The organism is Lentzea chajnantorensis (assembly GCF_054300775.1).
In genome coordinates this window covers 6,678,490-6,695,054 of sequence record NZ_JBSDZT010000002.1, presented here as the reverse complement: position 1 = coordinate 6,695,054, position 16,565 = coordinate 6,678,490, and the positions used below count along the sequence as shown (strand labels likewise).

The following is a 16,565-nucleotide window of genomic DNA, read 5'->3' as shown; positions in this document are numbered from 1 at the left end:
CGGGTCAGTCCTGTTTCGAGACCAGGAACCGGCCGAGCACCAGGTGGTCGATCTCGGTGTTGAGGAAGCACTCGACGGCGTCGCGCGGGGAGCACACGATCGGTTCGCCCGCGACGTTGAACGAGGTGTTGACCAGGCAGGGGATGCCGGTCAGCTCGGTGAACCGGCCGAGCAGCTCCGCCAGCAGCGGGTTGCCCTCCTCGGTCACCGTCTGGATGCGCGACGTGCCGTCCACGTGCACGGCACCGGGGATGACGCTCACGTACTCCGGCCTCACCGGGAACACGAACGTCATGTACGGCGAGGACTTCTTCTTGCCCAGCTCGAACACCTTCGCCGCGTCGTCCTCCAGCACGATCGGGGCGAAGGGGCGGAACGGCTCGCGGTGCTTCACCCTGGTGTTGATGATGTCCTTGATGTCGGGGAAGCTCGGGTTCGCGAGGATGCTGCGGTTGCCCAGCGCCCGCGGGCCGTACTCGGTCCTGCCGTGGAACCAGCCGATGACCGTCTTCTCCGTCAGCAGCTTGGCGGTCTCGCCGGCGATGTCGTCCATCACGACCCAGCGGACGCGGTCGGTGTACTGCCGCAGAACGGTTTCCACCTCGTCGTCGGAGTAGTGCGGGCCGAGGTAGGGGGAGGGATCGCGGGTGGTGGTGCCGCCCGCGTACACCGCCGCGCCGATCGCGACGCCGGGGTCGCTCGCCCCGAAGCTCACGTGCGCGTCGGCGAACCGGGAGTTCTCCAGCAGCTTGGTGTTGTTGACGCAGTTGAGCGCCAGGCCGCCCTCGATCAGCAGCTGCGGCGCGGTGGTCCGCCGTTCGAGCTCCGCGACCTGGTGTGCCGTCACGACCTCCACCATGTCCTGCGCGGCCCGCGCCACCCTGGCCTGGTAGGACGGTTCCTCCCGGACGTCCTCGGAACCGCCGAAGATCCGGTCCAGCAGGGCGTAGTAGCCCCTGGTGCCGGCCGGGTCGTTCGGGATGGCGAGGGCGTAGCGGCCGTTCGGCAGCAGCTGCACGACCTCGTGCTCGATCAGCGGGTTGGGCTGCTCGGTGTCCGCGAACGCCGACAGGCCCATCACCTTGTACTCGTCGTTGTTCGGCATGAAGCCCAGGTAGCGGGTGATCTCGCCGTACAGCAGCGCGAGCGAGTGGGTGACGGTGATCGTCATGTCGTCGAAGACGGTGATCTCGCCGTCGCGGATCTCGCCTGCGATGGCGGAGCACATCTCCGCCCGGCCGTCGCTGATGAGGAACGCGGCGTCCCCGCCGTCGCTGAAGTGGCGGCCGCAGCTGAGGTGCGCCAGGTGGTGGGGGACCGTGACGATCTTCTCCGCCGGCACGTCGAAGCCGGTCCTCGCCGCGAGGTCGGCCCGGATGGCCTGGTGGCTCAGGATTCCGGTGTGGAGGTCGCCGAACCTGCGCAGCCGGTCGAACTTGGCCGCGTCCGGCAGCTCGGTGGCGGCGATCGCGTTGATCATCGTGGTGACCGTGGACGAGGGGAAGGACCAGGGGAAGGCGAACCTGTCCACCTGGTCGATCGCCACCCCCGCCTGGTCCAGGCAGTAGCGCAGGGACTCGATGGGGAAGTCCGAGGTCTTCTTCTCCCGGTTGAGCCGTTCCTCCTCCACGGCCACGACCAGCTCGCCGTCGATCATCAGCGCCACCGCGGCGTCGTGGCCGAGGATGCTGTGGCGGTCCCTGCCCGTGGCCCCGTAGAGGCCGGCGAAGAGTTCGGCGCCTCGGGTGAATCCGTTGTAACCGACGACGATCACTGCTGATCTCCCTTACCGGTCGGCCGTGAACTGGACTCATGCAACACGAGGGCGCTGACATCGCTCTGAGAACGGGCTGAGACCCGAACTTCAGCGCCGCGCCCCCGGTTGTCCGGTACGGCCTCCGGTCACCGGGGTCAGGCGGTGCGCTCCTCGTCCTGGCGCTTCCACAGCACCAGCAACGCCTCCAGCAACGTGGTCGCGGCGATGGCGTGGCCGCGGGCGTTGCAGTGGATCCGGTCGGAGGAGAAGATGCTCGGGTCGGCGGCCAGCGGGTGCGCGTGGTTCTCCGACTGCACACCGCCGTGCGCCTGCGCGACGCGCTTGGTCAGCGCGTCGAAGCGGTCGAACCGCTCGGCCAGCGCCGGTGCGTGCTCCGCGGGCACGAGCCCGGAGCGGGCGAGGTCGAACAGGCCGATCATCGCCAGCTGCGCGCCCTGCGCCACCAGCGGTCCGACGACGGCGGTCAGCTCGGTCTCCACGTACTGCTCGTCGAACTTGCGGCCGAGCACGTCATTGCCGCCCGCCGCCACGATCGCGAGGTCCGGTGCGAACTCCAGCGCCGGTTCCAGCTGGGTGGCGCGGACCTCGGCGATGCGCAGGTCGCGCACCCCCAGGTTCAGGTACTCCACCGAGGAGCCGAAGGCGTCCGCGACCCGGCCGGTGCCGTCGAGGTCGCGGTAGCCCTCCAGCGGCTCGCGGATGCCCGCGGCCACGCTGTCGCCGACCACCACGACCCGCTTCCACGGGGTGGCGCGGACGAGCAGGTCGGCCTCGGCGGGCCAGGCGCAGTAGGGGTCGGCTTCCTCGCGCGCGTAACTGGTCATGCGGGCAACTCCACCACCGGGTGAGGGGTCCGTCTGGCGATTTTGCGACATCACCACCCGTACGGATCACCGTGTCGCATTCCTGCTAGACCGCACCGGGGTGCCGGGGTGATGCTCGTGGTGTGCACAACGACAGCGAGCGGTGCCTTCGTGCCGTGCGGTCCAAGGACGCCCGGTTCGACGGGTGGTTCTTCACCGCCGTCGTCACGACGAAGATCTACTGCCGGCCCAGCTGCCCGGTGGTGCCGCCCAAGGTGGAGAACATGCGGTTCTACCCCAGCGCGGCGGCCGCCCAGCAGGCCGGGTTCCGCGCCTGCAAGCGGTGCCGGCCGGACGCGAGCCCCGGTTCGCCCGCGTGGAACGTGCGCGCGGACCTGGTGGCGCGGGCCATGCGGCTGATCGCCGACGGGGTGGTCGACCGCGAGGGCGTTCCCGGGCTGGCCCGGCGCCTCGGGTACAGCACCCGCCAGGTCGAGCGGCAGCTGCTCGCCGAGATCGGTGCCGGTCCGCTGGCGCTGGCCAGGGCCCAGCGGGCGCAGACGGCCAGGCTGCTGATCGAGACCAGCGCCCTGCCGATGGTTGAGGTGGCGCTGGCGGCCGGGTTCTCCAGCGTGCGGACGTTCAACGACACCGTGCGCGAGGTCTTCGCCCTGTCCCCCACGGAACTGCGGGCGCGCGCCGGCAAGAGGAAGAGCCCGGTGGGAACGGCGGGCGCGCTGACGTTGCGGCTGCCCTTCCGCGCCCCGCTGGCGCCGGACGAGCTGTTCGAGCAGCTGGTCACCACCGCGGTGCCCGGTGTGGAGGAGTGGCGCGACGGCGCCTACCGCCGCACCCTGCGGCTGCCGCACGGCCCCGCCATCGCCGAGCTGCGGGCCCTGCCCGACCACGTGAGCTGCCGCCTGACGCTCACCGACCTGCGCGACCTGTCGATCGCGATCAGCCGGTGCCGCTTCCTGCTCGACCTCGACGCGGACCCGGTGGCCGTGGACGACCTGCTGGGCCGCGACCCGGTGCTCGCGCCGCTCGTGGCCAAGGTGCCGGGCCGGCGGGTGCCGCGCACCGTGGACGGCGCCGAGTTCGCCGTGCGCGCCGTCGCGGGCTCGTCGTCGGCGAAGCTGGTGGCCGCGCACGGCGACCCCGTCGTGGACCCGGGCGGCGGGCTCACGCACCTGTTCCCGAGCCCGGACCGGCTGCACGAGGCTGACCTGCCCGTGTCACCGCGCAGGGCGGCCGCGATCCACTCGGTGGCCAGCGCGCTGGTCTCCGGTGCGGTGGACCTGAGCGTCGGCGGCGACTGGGCGCAGGCCCGCGCGGTGCTGGGCGGTCTCACCGGCATGGGCGGCACCACCGTGGAGACGATCGCGATGCGGGCGCTGGGCGACCCCGACGCGTTCGCGGTGGACACGCGGGTCCGGCAGGCGGCGGGGGAGCTGGGGCTGCCGACGTCCGCGGAGGCGCTGGAGCAGCGGACGGGGCAGTGGCGGCCGTGGCGGGCGTACGCGGCCCAGCACCTGGCAGGCCGCTGACACCCGCCCGCCGCGGTTCCCGGAACCGTGTCCGGGGAGGCGGCCGTCAGCAGCGCAACGGCTCGATCTCCAGGTTCAGGACCGGGTCGCCAGGACGTCCGGCGAAGCCGAGCCGCCCGGTGCCGGACTCCCAGCGGAACGAGTAGTCGCCACTCGCCACCGGCAGGTACCCGTCGTCGGTGCGGTAGGAGCCGACGCGGGTGCCGACGCCCAGCGGCCCGGTCAGGAACACGTCACCGGAGCCCGCGAACAGGAACGACGTCTCGCGCACCACGACCCGGCAGCCGTCCGGCGGCAGCACGGTGTAGGTCGCCAGGGTGTCGCCCAGCCCGGACAGCAGGGTCGCGAGCGCGGTCAGCACGGCGACCACCCGGAACGGCCACGGGGTCCGGCCCCGCCAGCGGACCACCACGACCAGACCGGCCGCCACCAGCAGCGCACCGGTGACCGCCCAGTCCGGGACGACCCACCCGCCGGCGACCACCACCAGCCCGGCCGTCCAGGCCACCAGCGCGGACGTTCCGGCAGCGACCACCAGCACGACGACGGCCACCCGCGACCGCTCCAGTTCCCCCAGCACGTGCCGCACGCTAGGTCCGAGTTGTGCGCGAAGCGTGAAGGCGTTGTGGAGGATCAGAAAGCGGTGTCGCGCAGTTGCCGGGGAGCGGCCCGGCCTCGGTCGTGGATACCGTGTGGCCACAATGCTCAGAGGGGCCTGGAGATGAGGCGGATTCCGTCGTTTCCCGCTCGGATCGCGTCGCTGAACGACGGTGTCGTGGCGACGGCGGACGCGTACGGCGCGTGGCTGAGGACGTTCTACGACGTCCGCGCCCGCTGGCACCGGCGGTTCTACCGCCTCAGCGGCGTCGCGGTGATCTTCGTCGGCGCGGCGCTGCCCGTGCTGACCAGCCTGGAGTACCCCGGCAAGAGCTGGCTGATCTCGCTCGCCGGTGTGCTCGTCGCGGGCCTGACCGGGCTGCGCGCGTTCTACCGGTGGGACCAGTCGTGGATCCTGTTGCGCAACACCGAGATGGCGGTGACCGCCGCCTACCTGGAGTGGAAGGCCGCGCCGGGCAACTTCCCGGTGACCGAGGAGCCAGAACAGCGGCTGGTGCAGGAGAAGAACGCCGCCGCGTTCATCGACCGGCTGGGGGAGCTGCGGGAACGCGAGGCGACCACCTACTTCAAGGACATGGCGTTCCCGAGCACCAAGTCGTGACGGGATCGCCGGCGGTCGTCCTCGCGTTGCTCGACGGCCGGGAATAGCAGCGGCCGTGCGGCGTTGTAGGCGGCGGAAGGAGGTTTCATGAAGGACAACTTCACCGACTACCTGCCGAACGGCCACGTGTCGCCGGACCGGTGGGTGACCGCGACGCACCTGTTCGACACCGGCCACGAGGAGACCGCGGCCGAGAAGTGGGAACGCGCTCAGCTGCTCTTCGAGGCCAAGGAGTACACCAGGGCCGCGACGCTGCTGGCCGAGGTGGTCGACGAGGTGCCGTTCCAGGCGGACCTCTGCCTCCTGCTCGCCCGCGCCTACTACCACTCGGCCCAGCTGACCAAGGCCGAGGCGCAGCTGCGGGTGCTCGTCGACCGCGACCCGGTCGACCACTACGCCCACCTGCTGCTCGGCCGCACGCTGGAGCGCCAGGGGCGGTCCGACGAGGCCACGCCGTGGCTCCGCCTGGCCGCCGCCCTCTCCGGCGAACCGGTGGCCTGAGCACCTCCGGTCCCGCGCCGGCCGCGATGAACGCGGCCGGCGCGGTCACCCCGGTTGCCGGCGCCACTTCTTGAACGACTTGATGACGTCGCCGTTCGTGAGCTTGCCGTACCACTCGCTGTGCGAGTCCTCGAGCTGCGAGGCGAGCGACTCGATGCGGAGCCTGCCCTCCGGCCTGGCCCGCAACGCCCAGGTCGCGGCGGCGGCCACCCCCTGTCCCCTGGCGATGGTCTCCGCGGTGCGCTCGACCTGGCGCCGGTCGCGGCCGCTGAGCCCGAACGACGCCCAGACGCCCGTGATGATCCAGTCCGCGGCAGTGATCCACACGAGGTTCGTGAGCGGCCCGCTCTTCCAGTCCCGCACCCCCACACCGTCGAGGTTGCGGTTCGTGATGGAGCCGTTGGGGTGCCGGACCCGTTCGATCTCCGCGGCGAGTTCGCGCAGCGAGCTCGCCGGGAGGTCCGACAGGTTGCGCAGCAGGAAGTCGCCCGCGTCGGGCAGACGCTCAGCCACCCCCGGATCGACGGGGACGTTCTCCACGTCGACGGTCTGAACTTCCTCGCGACGGCCGAAAATGCCCATGGCTGCTCCTGGTCGGGGACGCGGTGGTCAGGAGATCGTCTGTCCGACCGTGTGCGTGCACCTGCCGTTGCACTTCGGGCAGTGCTGCGTCTTGCACTCGTAGCGGCCGTACGGTCCGTCGGCCTTCTGCACGGTCTCGTAAATCCACATGGAGACATCGCAATGTGGACACTTCGGAGCCATAGTGGACACACCTTTCCGGCTTGGTGTCGAGGTCTTACGGCACCTGTTTCGACGCGTGCCAACAGCTCGTTACACCGGATCGGCGGGTTGCTCTGTTCGGGGAAACCTTTCCCGCTCCAGGGGAATCCTGTTGTCCTAGACGATGTCCAGTTTCGCGAACGCCCGCAACAACCCCGGCGCCGCCCGGCTGGCCAGCCGGGCCGCCTTCGCCTCCGCGGTCACCGGCACCACCGCCCGGTTGCGCCGCACCGCCGTGACGATCTCCGCCGCCACCCGCTCCGGCCCGAACCCGCGCCGCGCGTACAGCCGTGACGCGCGGTCCTGCTTGCGCCGCTCCTCGTCGGCGCTGACCCCGGAGAACGTCGTGGTGGCCGTGATGTTCGTGTTCACCACCCCTGGGCAGATCGCGCTGACCCCGATCGCGTGCGGTGCGAGCTCGGCACGCAGGCAGTCCGACAGCATGAACACCGCCGCCTTGCTGGTGGCGTACGCCGAGAGGATCTTCGACGGCAGGTAGGCGGCCGCCGAGGACAGGTTGACGATGTGGCCGCCCTCGCCGCGTTCCACCATCAGCTCGCCGAACGCGCGGCACCCGTGCACGACGCCCCACAGGTTGACGTCCAGCACCCGTTGCCACTGCTCGGTCGAGGTCGACAGGAACGACCCCGAGTGCCCGATGCCCGCGTTGTTCACGACCACGTCCGGCACGCCGTGCTCGTCGGCGACCTGCCGCGCCCACGCCCGCACCGCCTCCTCCGACCGCACGTCCACCTCGTAGGCGTGCCCGTCGGCCAGCGCCGCGGTCTCCTCAGCCGCCGTGAAGTCCACATCGGACACCACGACCCGCGCACCCGTTGCGGCGAAAGCGAGAGCCGTCGCCCGCCCGATTCCGCTGCCACCGCCGGTGATCACGACCAGCTCGCGCGGGGGAGTGGAGTCCGCGATGAACTCCCTGATCATCCGCGCCACCGGCTCCGGGTGGCTCAGCGGCGCCCAGTGGCCGGCGGCGATGCGGCGCCGGCGCAGGGACGGCACCCAGCGTTCGAGGTCGAGCGGCTCGGTGCGGATGTAGCGGTCGCGGGCCGGCTGCACGACCTGCACCGGCATGGGGGCGACGCGCTGCCGCGGCGAGCGCATCACCTGCCGGATGTTGGCCCGGTACAACGAGATGCCGTTCACGGCGTCGGACGCGATGGTCCTCGCCGGCCGCGCGTCAACGCCCTCCAGCCGCTGCAGCACGCCACCCCAGCGGCGCGCGAGGTACAGGCGCCAGAACGCGGGTGCGACGACCGGCAGCTGGAACGCGGCGACGTACCAGGAGCGGAGGAACTGCTTGACGTGGGCGAGCGACAACCGCTTCCGCGACCAGTGGCCCAGGTGGTCGAGGCACGGTCCGGAGATCGAGGTGAACGTCGCGATCCGCGCGCCCGGCGTCGTGACCGCCTCCCACGACTGGATCGACCCCCAGTCGTGCCCGACCAGGTGCACCGGCTCGTCCGGGCTGACCGCGTCGACCACCGCGAACAGGTCCCGCGCCAGGTGTTCGAGCCGATAACCGTCCTCAGTGGACGGCGCGGTGGACCCACCCGCGCCGCGCACGTCGTAGGTGACGACCCGGAAGTCCCCCTCCAGCAACGCCGCGACCCGGTCCCACACCGCGTGCGTGTCGGGGTAGCCGTGCACCAGCACCACCACCGGTCCCGACGTCCCGCGCACCTGCACGGCCAGGTCGACTTCTCCGGAGCGAACCTTCACATCTCCTCCAACACCAGGCAGTCGCCGCAGATCCGCACGCCGCACGTGCCGGCACGTCGAGGGTTACCCGCTGCGGTGCGGTCCCACCGCGAACGGTTGTCCGGCTCCGTCCTCGGCCCGACGATTACTACGCACGCGTAGCTTTGTGAAAGCTACGCCACCGTAGCAATATGGACCCGTGAGCACAACGCGCAGGAAGTACGCCCCCCGTCTGCCCCCGGAAGAACGCCGCGAGCAGCTGCTGGACACCGCCCTGGGCCTCATCTCCGCCGGCTTCGACACGGTGACCATGGAGTCGGTGGCCCGCGCGGCGGCCGTCACGAAGCCCGTGCTCTACGACCTGTTCGCCAACCGCGCCGAGCTGATCTCCGCCCTGCTGGACCGCGAGGCCACCCGCGCCACCGATCAGGTCCTCGCCGCCCTGCCCACCGACTTCGCGACCCGCGCCCCCGACGACGCCTTCGCCGACGCCGTCCGCGTGTTCGTGCAGGCCGTCGTCGACTGCCCGGACCGCTGGCGCCTGGTGCTGCTGCCCCCCGAGGGCACCCCGCGCGAGTTCCGCGCACAGGTCGAGCTGGTGCGCTCCGGCGTGCTGGCGCAGATCGAGGAGCTCGCCGCACTCGGCCTGGAGGAGCTCGGCGGCCTCGACGACCTCGACTCCGCCCTGCTGGGACACGCGATGCTGGCGCTGGCGGAGATGTCAGGGCGGCTGGTGCTGACCGATCCGGAGAAGTTCACGCCGGACCGGCTGGTGGCGTTCGTGACCCGGATCGCGCACGGCCTGCGCTGAGAACCTCGTGTGAGCCGTTCAGCTCCACGCGGGTGTAGGTGGCTGCTTTCCGTGACCTCTTCGGCGCAGCGGCGTGTCACTTTGCGTCATCGTGGAGAGTTACCGGAATTCTCCTCGTCAACATGCAACTCGTACGGCGGATGCTGTCGATTGAGTTGTGCTTCCCCGATGCGAAAAAGTGACAGTAGAAGGACAAAAGCTGGACATCATCTTATTTGACGCGTGGTGCCGCGAGTAGATCGTGCCTGCCATGTTGAGCAGGAGTTATGTGTTCGAATCGGTCTGACTCCGACTTTGCTGCGGGTGGTTGATCCTCTATCGCGTGATCCTTGCGTGGTGTTACGACGGCGCTTCTTGCGTCATTCAAATGACTGTGCCGCTGGCTGCATTGGGCCGTTCGAGCGCAATTGAGCCAATTGCACTGCTCCACTCAGGTGATCTTGAGCGGTGGCCTGGCCGGTTCCGTTGGAGTGAGGCGTACAACTACCCACCGTGACAGTCGTCGCCGATGTCTCCAACGAACTGCGCAGGTGGCTCAAGACGCTCGATGACGCCGACCTCGGTGTCGTCGTGGTGTTGAGCGGGCCGCTGCAAGCTGCAGCCAAGCTCTCCCACGGTGCGGTCACCACACGCCTGCCGGTGCGCCGCGAGCTCAAAGCGGTCCGCGCCTGGCTGGCCAAGGCGCACACCCACCAGCTGGCACTGGTCGCGGAGGCCGTGCTGAGCCCCGCTGCCCACTTGCTGATCCACCACCTGTCGTTCAGCGAGGCCGAGGTCGCCGATCCGACCGACGAGCAGTTGAGCGCGATGCTCGTCGCCCTCGGACAGCTGGTGGGGCGGCTGACGCTGTACGGCCTCCTGCTCGGCAACGCCAGGGCCACTCCGGCCGCCACGCGTCATCGCGACGAGCTCGAACGCGCTGTGGGCGGCGCGGCCAGGAAGACCTTGTCAGACCTCATCGGGAGCGGGGAACACCACGTGACAGACCGTGCGAGCGCCGTGGGGGACGGCTACCGGCTCGCCGAGAACGAGCTGCGGCTGACCGGGCTCCGCGACCTCGCCGCGGAGGTCTCGGCTGCTCTGCGGGCTGCGGCGCAGGTCGCCGACCGGGGAGGAGCTGTCGTCCTGACGGCGCCTCTCGAGGAGTACGCGAGCCAGCGGGAACAGTTGGTGCTGGCGCTGGACCTCCCGGAGCACGTGGAGTTCGTGGAGATCGAGGCGCGGGTGGAGGAGCTGCGCGCGGAGGAAGCCGACCGCCTGCGGGCAGAGGCCTCGGTCGCGGCGCGCGCCGAGGAGCTGCGCGGTCAGATCGCCGGCTTGGAAGCCCTGCTCGCCACTCTTCCCGAGGAGGCCAAGGCCGGACTGCTGGACAGTTTGGCGGTGCTGCGCAGGGACCACGCGGCGTTGACGACCACAACGAACGCCGGCCCTGGGAGAACACCGGAGGAGAAGCCCGCGTCGGGACCGCGGCCGGACCCGGTCGCCGTGACGCCGGTCGCCGTGACGCCGGTCGCCGTGGCGGCCGACGAGGCGCTGCCCGAGACCGAGCCGAAGATTGTGGCCGAGCCCGTGAGCGAGCCGGAGCTCGTGCCGCTGCCCCAGCCGGCGGCCCAGCCGGCGATCGGGCGGGAGGTCGAGGCGGCGAACGCACCTGAGCTGCCGGCCGTGACCGAAGCGGGCGACGCCGAGCAGGAGACGTCCCAGTCGCCGTACGAGCTCGTTCACGGGTGGGACGAGGGCGACCCCCCGCTCGCGGTGGCGTTGACGCGTGCGGGCCGCCTCGGCGAGGCGTACTGGGTGACGGCCATGTCGGGTGAGGTCGACCGGCGCGCGTCCGCGCTGCGCTTCGCCGCCGCCGCCTACTCGGTGACGAGCAACGCCGAGGCCACAGCGGTGCTCGCGGCACTCGACCTCGGCGCACGGGAACTGAGCGAGGACCCGGAGGCCGCCGTCGTCGTGACCACGGCCGCGCTGCGGGCCGGCCTGGTGGCGGGCTGGGGGCACCCCCTGCTGGCTCAGCTCGAAGACGACCTCCCGTTGCCCGCGCCGTGGAAGACGCTGGTGGAAGCCTGCGTCGCCGCTGTGCGCCGTGAGTACCGGGTCGACTTCGAGGTCGGGCTGGTGCAGCCCGAGGAGGACGTGCACGAGGCACGGGCGGAGCTGGGCAGGCGGGCAGCCGTGCTGCTGGAGGAACTGCCCAGGCGCAAGAACAACTACCAGCGCGCCACCAGGGTGCTGCAGCGGCTGATGGTGACCGGCCAGCCGCTGTGGAGCGCACTCACGGTGGTGGTCGACTGGGGACGGGGAGCGCCGAACGGGCAGGCGGTGTCCGACCTGGTCGCCGAGCTCGCCGCACCGGACGCCGTCGAGCAGATGATCGAGGCCGCCGACGCCGAGATGCGCACCCCCAAACAGGCTCGGGTACCGATCGTCGCCACGGCCTTGCGCACGCTGCAACGTGCCATCGAGGAGGTCAGGGCGGTCGTCCAGGAGGCGGACGCGGTGAACCGCCGGCTGACCGCCGCCGAGGCCGACGACGCAGCTCTCGGGGCGAAGGTCCTCCGCGAAGCGGCGGCGGCCGGTGCCGCGGAGGTCCCGCCGGGCATGGTGGGCGCTGCGGTCTCGTTGCTGCGCAGCTGGCTTGAGTCGACCACGACCGCGGTGTGGACCGGTTTCAGCGCCGACGAGCCACCGCTGCCCGGTGGGGAACCCCGCATCGCGGAGCCGAGCGTCGACGTCCTCCTGCCGCTGCCGGACCTGCCCCGCGACCAGAACGGCCGCCCCGACCAGGAGGACCCGCGCACATCGGGCGTGCTGGCCAGGCTCGCCGAGCCGCTCGACCTGGACGCGGTGGTCCAGTCCTACTGCGACACCGGCGACCTCCGCAGTGCGCTGAAGGTGGTCGAGCTGGCCGAAGCCGGTTTCTGGCGAGAGAGCGAGGTGGCGGCCGCAGCGCGCGAGAAGGTCGCGGCAGCGAGGGAGACGCTCACCCGGCAGTTCCGCGGCGAACTGATGAAGGCGCAGGAGCTGTTCGCCAGGGTGCGCACCCAGAACCTCCTCGACCAGGACGAGGAAACGGTGGTGCACGGCCGCTTGGTCGCACTGGGCACCGTGCGCGACGACCGGTTCGACGAGGCCGCACGCCACGTGCGCGACCTGGTCGCCGACCTGCTGGCGAAGCAGCGGTCGTGGGTCGCCGAGCTGCGTGCGGAGCTCGCCGCGTTGAAGCTCGCGGACGAGGACGAGCGGCGGGTGACCGCGTTGCTCGACGACGACGACACCGTGACCGCTGCGGAGTTCCTGGCGTTCCTGCGCGAGGGCAAACCGCTGCCGGAGCACGCCGAGCTGATCGGTCACGACCTGAAGTCGTTCGCCGCGGTGCTGGCGGACGGTGCGGGGCGCGGCCTCGCGGCCCCGCAGACCGGTGCGGCGCCGTGGGCCAGGCTGGTGGTGCGCGACGGTGCGCCCGCCGAGCTCGGCCGGGTCGGTGTGCGGGCGTGGGACTCGTTGACGGACAGCAGACGGCACGGCAACGACGCGCTGCCCGGAGTCGTCAAGGACATCCTGCGCACCCTCGGCCTCAACTCCTCGGTCCGGCCGCGCGAGTACCAGCTGCGGCAGAGCCGCGGCTTCCGGAAGTTCCGCGTGCAGGGCGTCCCGAGCGACGGGTCCTACGTGTCGGTGCTCGGGTCCGCCGCCTCCGAGTTCACCGTGACCGTGGTGGTCGAGGAACGCCGTGGCCGGTCCGTCCTCGACGTGCTCGGTGCGGAGGAGGCAGGCCGGGCCAACATCATCCTGTACCTGCACCCGATGGACCTGTCCGCGCGGCGCCGGCTCGCGGCACAGGCCGTCAACTCCGCGGTGCAGGCGCTGGTGGTGGACCCCGCGGTGTTCGGCTGGGTCGCCGCGACGGCGCCGGGCTCGTGGAAGGCCACGCAACGCGTCACGCTGCCCTGGACGGCGCTGAGTCCCTACACGCCGTTCGTCGCGGGTCTGGTGCCGCCGGAGGTGTTCGTCGGCCGGGCCAAGGAGATGGCCGAGGTGATCGACCCGAACGGCGGGTTGTTCGTCTACGGCGGCCGGCAGCTCGGCAAGTCCGCCCTGCTGCGCCGGGTGGAGGCCACGTTCAACGCGGTGGTGGACCAGCACGCCATCTACCTCGACCTGAAGGGCCGCGGCATCGGCGAGGCGGAGCCGGCGGGACGGATCTGGCGCGAGATCGTCGTCGAGCTCAAGGAACGCGGTGTGCTGACGTCGAAGGTGCCCGCGGACGTCTCCGCGGACGACGTGGTCACGCAGGTGCGGGCGTGGCTCGCCCACAGCCCGGGCAAGCGGCTGCTCCTGCTGGCGGACGAGGCCGATGCCTTCCTGACCGCGGACTCGCGCGGCGTGCCGACGGCGAGCGGTGTGGCGACCTTCTCGAACGTCTCGCGGCTCAAGGACCTGATGGAGTCCACCGAGCGCCGGTTCAAGGTCGTGTTCGCCGGTCTGCACCAGGTGCAGCGGTTCAGCGACCTGTCGAACGTGCCGCTCGTGCACGGCGGACCGGACATCCTGGTCGGTCCGCTCGCTCCCGCCGACGCGCGGCGGCTGGTCACCGAGCCGCTCGCGGCGCTGGGGTACACCTTCGAACAGCCGGAACTGGTGTGGCGCCTGCTCGCGGCGACCAACTACCAGGCGGGTCTCATCCAGATCTTCTGCGAGGAGCTGGTGCGCACCCTGCACAGCCGGGGTTCGCAGCTGCAGGACGTGCCGGTGCAGATCAGGGAAAGTGACGTCGAGGCCGTCGCCGCGAGTGACCGGGTGCGGGCGCGCATCGCCGAACGGCTGCGCATCACGATCAACCTGGAGGACCGCTACCGGGTCCTGATGCTGATCGTCGCCCTGGAGAGCCTGAAGGACTCGTTCAGCAGCAACTACGGCGCTGACGAGCTCCTCGGGCTGGCCAGGGAGCGCTGGCCGGCGGGCTTCGACGACATGACGGTCACCCAGACCAGGATCCACCTCGACGAGATGGTGGGACTCGGGCTGCTCATCCGGTTGTCCGGGCAGGACCGGTTCGCCGTGCGCAGCCCGAACGTGGTCAACATGCTCGGCACGAAGTCGGACCTGAGCCGTGAGCTGGAGGAGACCGACTTCGACCTGCCCTACCAGTACAACCCGCGCGACGCGCGCAGGTTGCTCGCGGTCGACGAGCAGGGAACCGAGTTCAGAAGCCCGCTCACCGAGGGGCAGCTGTCGGAGCTGACCGGTCCCGCCACCGCCGTGTCGGTCGTCGTGGGCTCCCTTGCGCTCGGGATCGACCGCGTCGCCGACGCCATCAAGAACTACGTCGAGGTCCGCAGCCTCAACATGGACGTGTGCAGGTCCGGCAACGACGTGACCAAGACGCTGCAGGCCGTTGCCCGTCGCAGGCGCCGCACGGTGGTCGTCGCGGACCTCAGGGGCAAGTCGCCGGGGGAGGTGAAGCGCGCGCAGCAGATGCTGACCGAGGCACCGGTCACGGCGGTTCTGGTGCTGGAACGGGACGAGGCGGAGAAGCTCGGCGCCGACGTGGTGCGGCTCACGCGCTGGACGGCCGGCAGCCTGCGCAGTTGGCCGGAGTGCCCGTTCGACGTGCTGGCCGCCAGGACGAGGCTGATCGAGGCGACCGGCGGCTGGCCGGAACAGGTGGAGAACCTGATCAGCGTGGTGCGCAGGGGCCGGACCAGGGAGCAGGCGGTGGAGCTCGTGCTGCGCAACGCCGCCGACCCCGGCTGGGCGGCCAAGTTCCTCGAACGGGCGGGGGTGAGCGCCGGTCTGCGGGAGCGGATCGGAGTGTGGGTCGAGTACTTCGACCCCGGTGACTCCGTGTCGCCCGCGGACGTCGCGGCCGCACTGGAGATCGATCTCGCCAGTACGACGGAGCTGTTGGAGGAGCTGGCGGAGCTGGAGGTGCTCGACGAGGGCAGTTTCGGCGTCTCCCTCGACCGGATGGTGCACCGCTGTCTCGCGACGTTGTGCGCGTCGTCATGAGACCGGCGTGGGAGCTGGCGGCGTTGCCGGGGCCGCAGGCACACCTCGAGGCGGTGTCGAACGACTTGGCCGACGGGTTCACCTGCGTCTGGGTGCTGCCGGACGAGCTGGTCGAGAGGGGAGCGGCCGACGACCTCGTCGACCTGCTGAGCGGGTGGGTGGACAGCGTGCGGGTGCAGGCGCCGCAGCGGCGCCGCGTTCCGCCGCCGGAGGCTCGCCGCAGGGACCCGGTCGCGAACCTGCCCTCGTGGGCTCAGCAGAGCCTGGGACTGCTGGAACACGACGACGAGCCGCCGTTCGCGGTCCCGGCGGAGGTGGACCGGCCGGTGGAGACGGTGGTGGACAAGCTGTGCGAGCTGTTCGAGATCTCGCCCGAGGGTGATCCGCTGACCCGGCTCGTGCGGCACGACCAGGTCGCGGGCAAGGTGCTCGTCCTGTGCGGGTGGGACGGCTGGGACGTGGCGGATCTGGGGACCTGCGTCACCAGGTTCACCGCCGTGCTGAAGGAGCACGGCGTCTCGCCGGAGCTCAGGCCGCGGCTGCTGGTGGTCGTGAAGGCCGACGACGTTCCCCCGTCGGCCCAGAACGGTGCCGACCCGCTCACGACCAGGGTGCACTGGTGGTGGGACGTGTTCGGGCGACTGGACACCGCGACCGTCGCCGCTGCCGTGCGCAGGCAGTCGCGCTGGCGGAGCTCCAAGGGCAGGGCACGCGCGCTGCGCGAGCAGGTCGCCACCGAGGTGCTGGTCGAGGTCGCCGGACCCGACCTGCTGCTGGCCGACCACCTGGCCCGCTGGTGGGACGGTCGAGTGGGCACCCTCCTGGAACAGGTGGAGGCGTTGCCGTACGACACCGCCGACGACGTCCTGCCGGTGACCGTGGACGGCCGCGCGGACGGCGTACGTCCTCCCCACGCGCTCAGAGCCGCCTGGCGCAGAGGAGTTCTGGACAGGTGGGACGGGAGGGTGCGGGTGAGTCCGGCGGCGAAGGTGGCCGCCGCCGAACGCGGCAGCCTCGAGACACTGGTCTGGCGTGGACAGAGCCGTGTGCTCACCCCGATCGTGGACGACTGCCGGGCGCGACTGGAGAAGGCGTTGCGCTCCAAGGCGTCGAAAGCAGTCGTCGAGGAGATCGAGCGCGGGCAGGACTTCACCGAGCGCCGCCGTACCGGGGACGGCACGCTGGAGCTGGGCTCCATGGCGTGGGCGGTCGGCACGGGCCGGGTGCGGCTGTCCCAACCGGACACCTCGCTGCTGTTCCAAGCCCGGAACGTGCGCAACGCCCTGGCCCACCTCTGTCCGCTCACCGACGAGGAGGTCGACGGTCTGGCCGCGGTGCTCCCGGAGTCGCTGTGGTGAGCGTTCGGGCCTGTGCCGCCGTCGTCGTGCCTGCC

The 16,565-nt window shown here is 71.1% G+C and carries 12 protein-coding genes; 6 read left to right on the top strand and 6 right to left on the bottom strand.

Annotation, left to right across the window (positions count from 1 at the left end; translation table 11 throughout):
• Positions 1-4: 4 nt before the first annotated feature.
• Both ACVDFE_RS32015 and ACVDFE_RS32010 read right to left on the bottom strand, forming a co-directional pair.
• Entirely contained in the window at positions 5-1,774 is a 1,770-nt protein-coding gene (locus tag ACVDFE_RS32015; protein ID WP_360387870.1) for a carbamoyltransferase family protein, read from the bottom strand.
• 137 nt (positions 1,775-1,911) lie between these two features.
• Positions 1,912-2,601, bottom strand: coding sequence for an SGNH/GDSL hydrolase family protein (locus ACVDFE_RS32010; RefSeq protein ID WP_458433145.1), 690 nt, complete (start codon positions 2,599-2,601; stop codon positions 1,912-1,914).
• A 122-nt stretch (positions 2,602-2,723) separates the two neighbouring features.
• Here ACVDFE_RS32010 and ACVDFE_RS32005 point away from each other — a divergent pair, with 122 nt between their 5' ends.
• Positions 2,724-4,127, top strand: coding sequence for a DNA-3-methyladenine glycosylase 2 family protein (locus tag ACVDFE_RS32005; RefSeq protein WP_458433144.1), 1,404 nt, complete (start codon positions 2,724-2,726; stop codon positions 4,125-4,127).
• A 46-nt stretch (positions 4,128-4,173) separates the two neighbouring features.
• On the opposite strand, the gene ACVDFE_RS32000 is transcribed toward ACVDFE_RS32005, so the two are convergent.
• Positions 4,174-4,707, bottom strand: a complete 534-nt coding sequence (locus ACVDFE_RS32000) for a hypothetical protein (protein WP_360387879.1) — start codon at positions 4,705-4,707, stop codon at positions 4,174-4,176.
• Between the two features lie 141 nt (positions 4,708-4,848).
• Between ACVDFE_RS32000 and ACVDFE_RS31995 the strand changes: the two genes are divergently transcribed.
• A complete protein-coding gene (locus tag ACVDFE_RS31995; protein ID WP_458433142.1) occupies positions 4,849-5,346 on the top strand; it encodes a DUF4231 domain-containing protein in 498 nt (165 codons plus the stop codon).
• An 87-nt stretch (positions 5,347-5,433) separates the two neighbouring features.
• The gene (locus ACVDFE_RS31990; protein ID WP_458433141.1) at positions 5,434-5,847 is read left to right on the top strand and encodes a tetratricopeptide repeat protein; all 414 of its coding nucleotides are present in this window, start codon (positions 5,434-5,436) and stop codon (positions 5,845-5,847) included.
• A gap of 45 nt (positions 5,848-5,892) precedes the next feature.
• Here ACVDFE_RS31990 and ACVDFE_RS31985 read toward each other — a convergent pair whose 3' ends face one another.
• From ACVDFE_RS31985 to ACVDFE_RS31975, 3 genes are all read right to left on the bottom strand, one after another.
• Positions 5,893-6,429: a hypothetical protein gene (locus ACVDFE_RS31985; RefSeq protein ID WP_458433140.1), complete on the bottom strand. Its 537-nt coding sequence runs from the start codon at positions 6,427-6,429 to the stop codon at positions 5,893-5,895.
• A gap of 27 nt (positions 6,430-6,456) precedes the next feature.
• The gene (locus tag ACVDFE_RS31980; protein ID WP_360387889.1) at positions 6,457-6,579 is read right to left on the bottom strand and encodes a hypothetical protein; all 123 of its coding nucleotides are present in this window, start codon (positions 6,577-6,579) and stop codon (positions 6,457-6,459) included.
• 168 nt (positions 6,580-6,747) lie between these two features.
• On the bottom strand, positions 6,748-8,367 hold the full coding sequence (locus ACVDFE_RS31975) for an SDR family oxidoreductase (protein WP_458433139.1): 1,620 nt from the start codon (positions 8,365-8,367) through the stop codon (positions 6,748-6,750).
• A 178-nt stretch (positions 8,368-8,545) separates the two neighbouring features.
• On the opposite strand from ACVDFE_RS31975, the gene ACVDFE_RS31970 reads away from it, so the two are divergent.
• The 3 genes from ACVDFE_RS31970 to ACVDFE_RS31960 all read left to right on the top strand — a co-directional run bounded on the left by ACVDFE_RS31970 (position 8,546) and on the right by ACVDFE_RS31960 (position 16,530).
• Entirely contained in the window at positions 8,546-9,157 is a 612-nt protein-coding gene (locus ACVDFE_RS31970; RefSeq protein WP_458433138.1) for a TetR/AcrR family transcriptional regulator, read from the top strand.
• A gap of 492 nt (positions 9,158-9,649) precedes the next feature.
• Positions 9,650-15,172: a hypothetical protein gene (locus ACVDFE_RS31965; protein ID WP_458433137.1), complete on the top strand. Its 5,523-nt coding sequence runs from the start codon at positions 9,650-9,652 to the stop codon at positions 15,170-15,172.
• Positions 15,169-16,530 (top strand): hypothetical protein, encoded by a 1,362-nt coding sequence (locus tag ACVDFE_RS31960; RefSeq protein WP_458433136.1) that lies wholly within the window; start codon positions 15,169-15,171, stop codon positions 16,528-16,530. The genes ACVDFE_RS31965 and ACVDFE_RS31960 overlap by 4 nt, the downstream gene beginning before the upstream one ends.
• Positions 16,531-16,565: the final 35 nt, after the last annotated feature.

Bases quoted from the DNA above. Each gene is read 5' to 3' on its own strand.
- ACVDFE_RS31985 (WP_458433140.1), bottom strand. From the start codon at position 6,429: ATGGGCATTTTCGGCCGTCGCGAGGAAGTTCAGACCGTCGACGTGGAG.
- ACVDFE_RS31960 (WP_458433136.1), top strand. From the start codon at position 15,169: ATGAGACCGGCGTGGGAGCTGGCGGCGTTGCCGGGGCCGCAGGCACAC.
- ACVDFE_RS31980 (WP_360387889.1), bottom strand. From the start codon at position 6,579: ATGTGGATTTACGAGACCGTGCAGAAGGCCGACGGACCGTACGGCCGC.
- ACVDFE_RS31990 (WP_458433141.1), top strand. From the start codon at position 5,434: ATGAAGGACAACTTCACCGACTACCTGCCGAACGGCCACGTGTCGCCG.
- ACVDFE_RS31995 (WP_458433142.1), top strand. From the start codon at position 4,849: ATGAGGCGGATTCCGTCGTTTCCCGCTCGGATCGCGTCGCTGAACGAC.
- ACVDFE_RS32010 (WP_458433145.1), bottom strand. From the start codon at position 2,601: ATGACCAGTTACGCGCGCGAGGAAGCCGACCCCTACTGCGCCTGGCCC.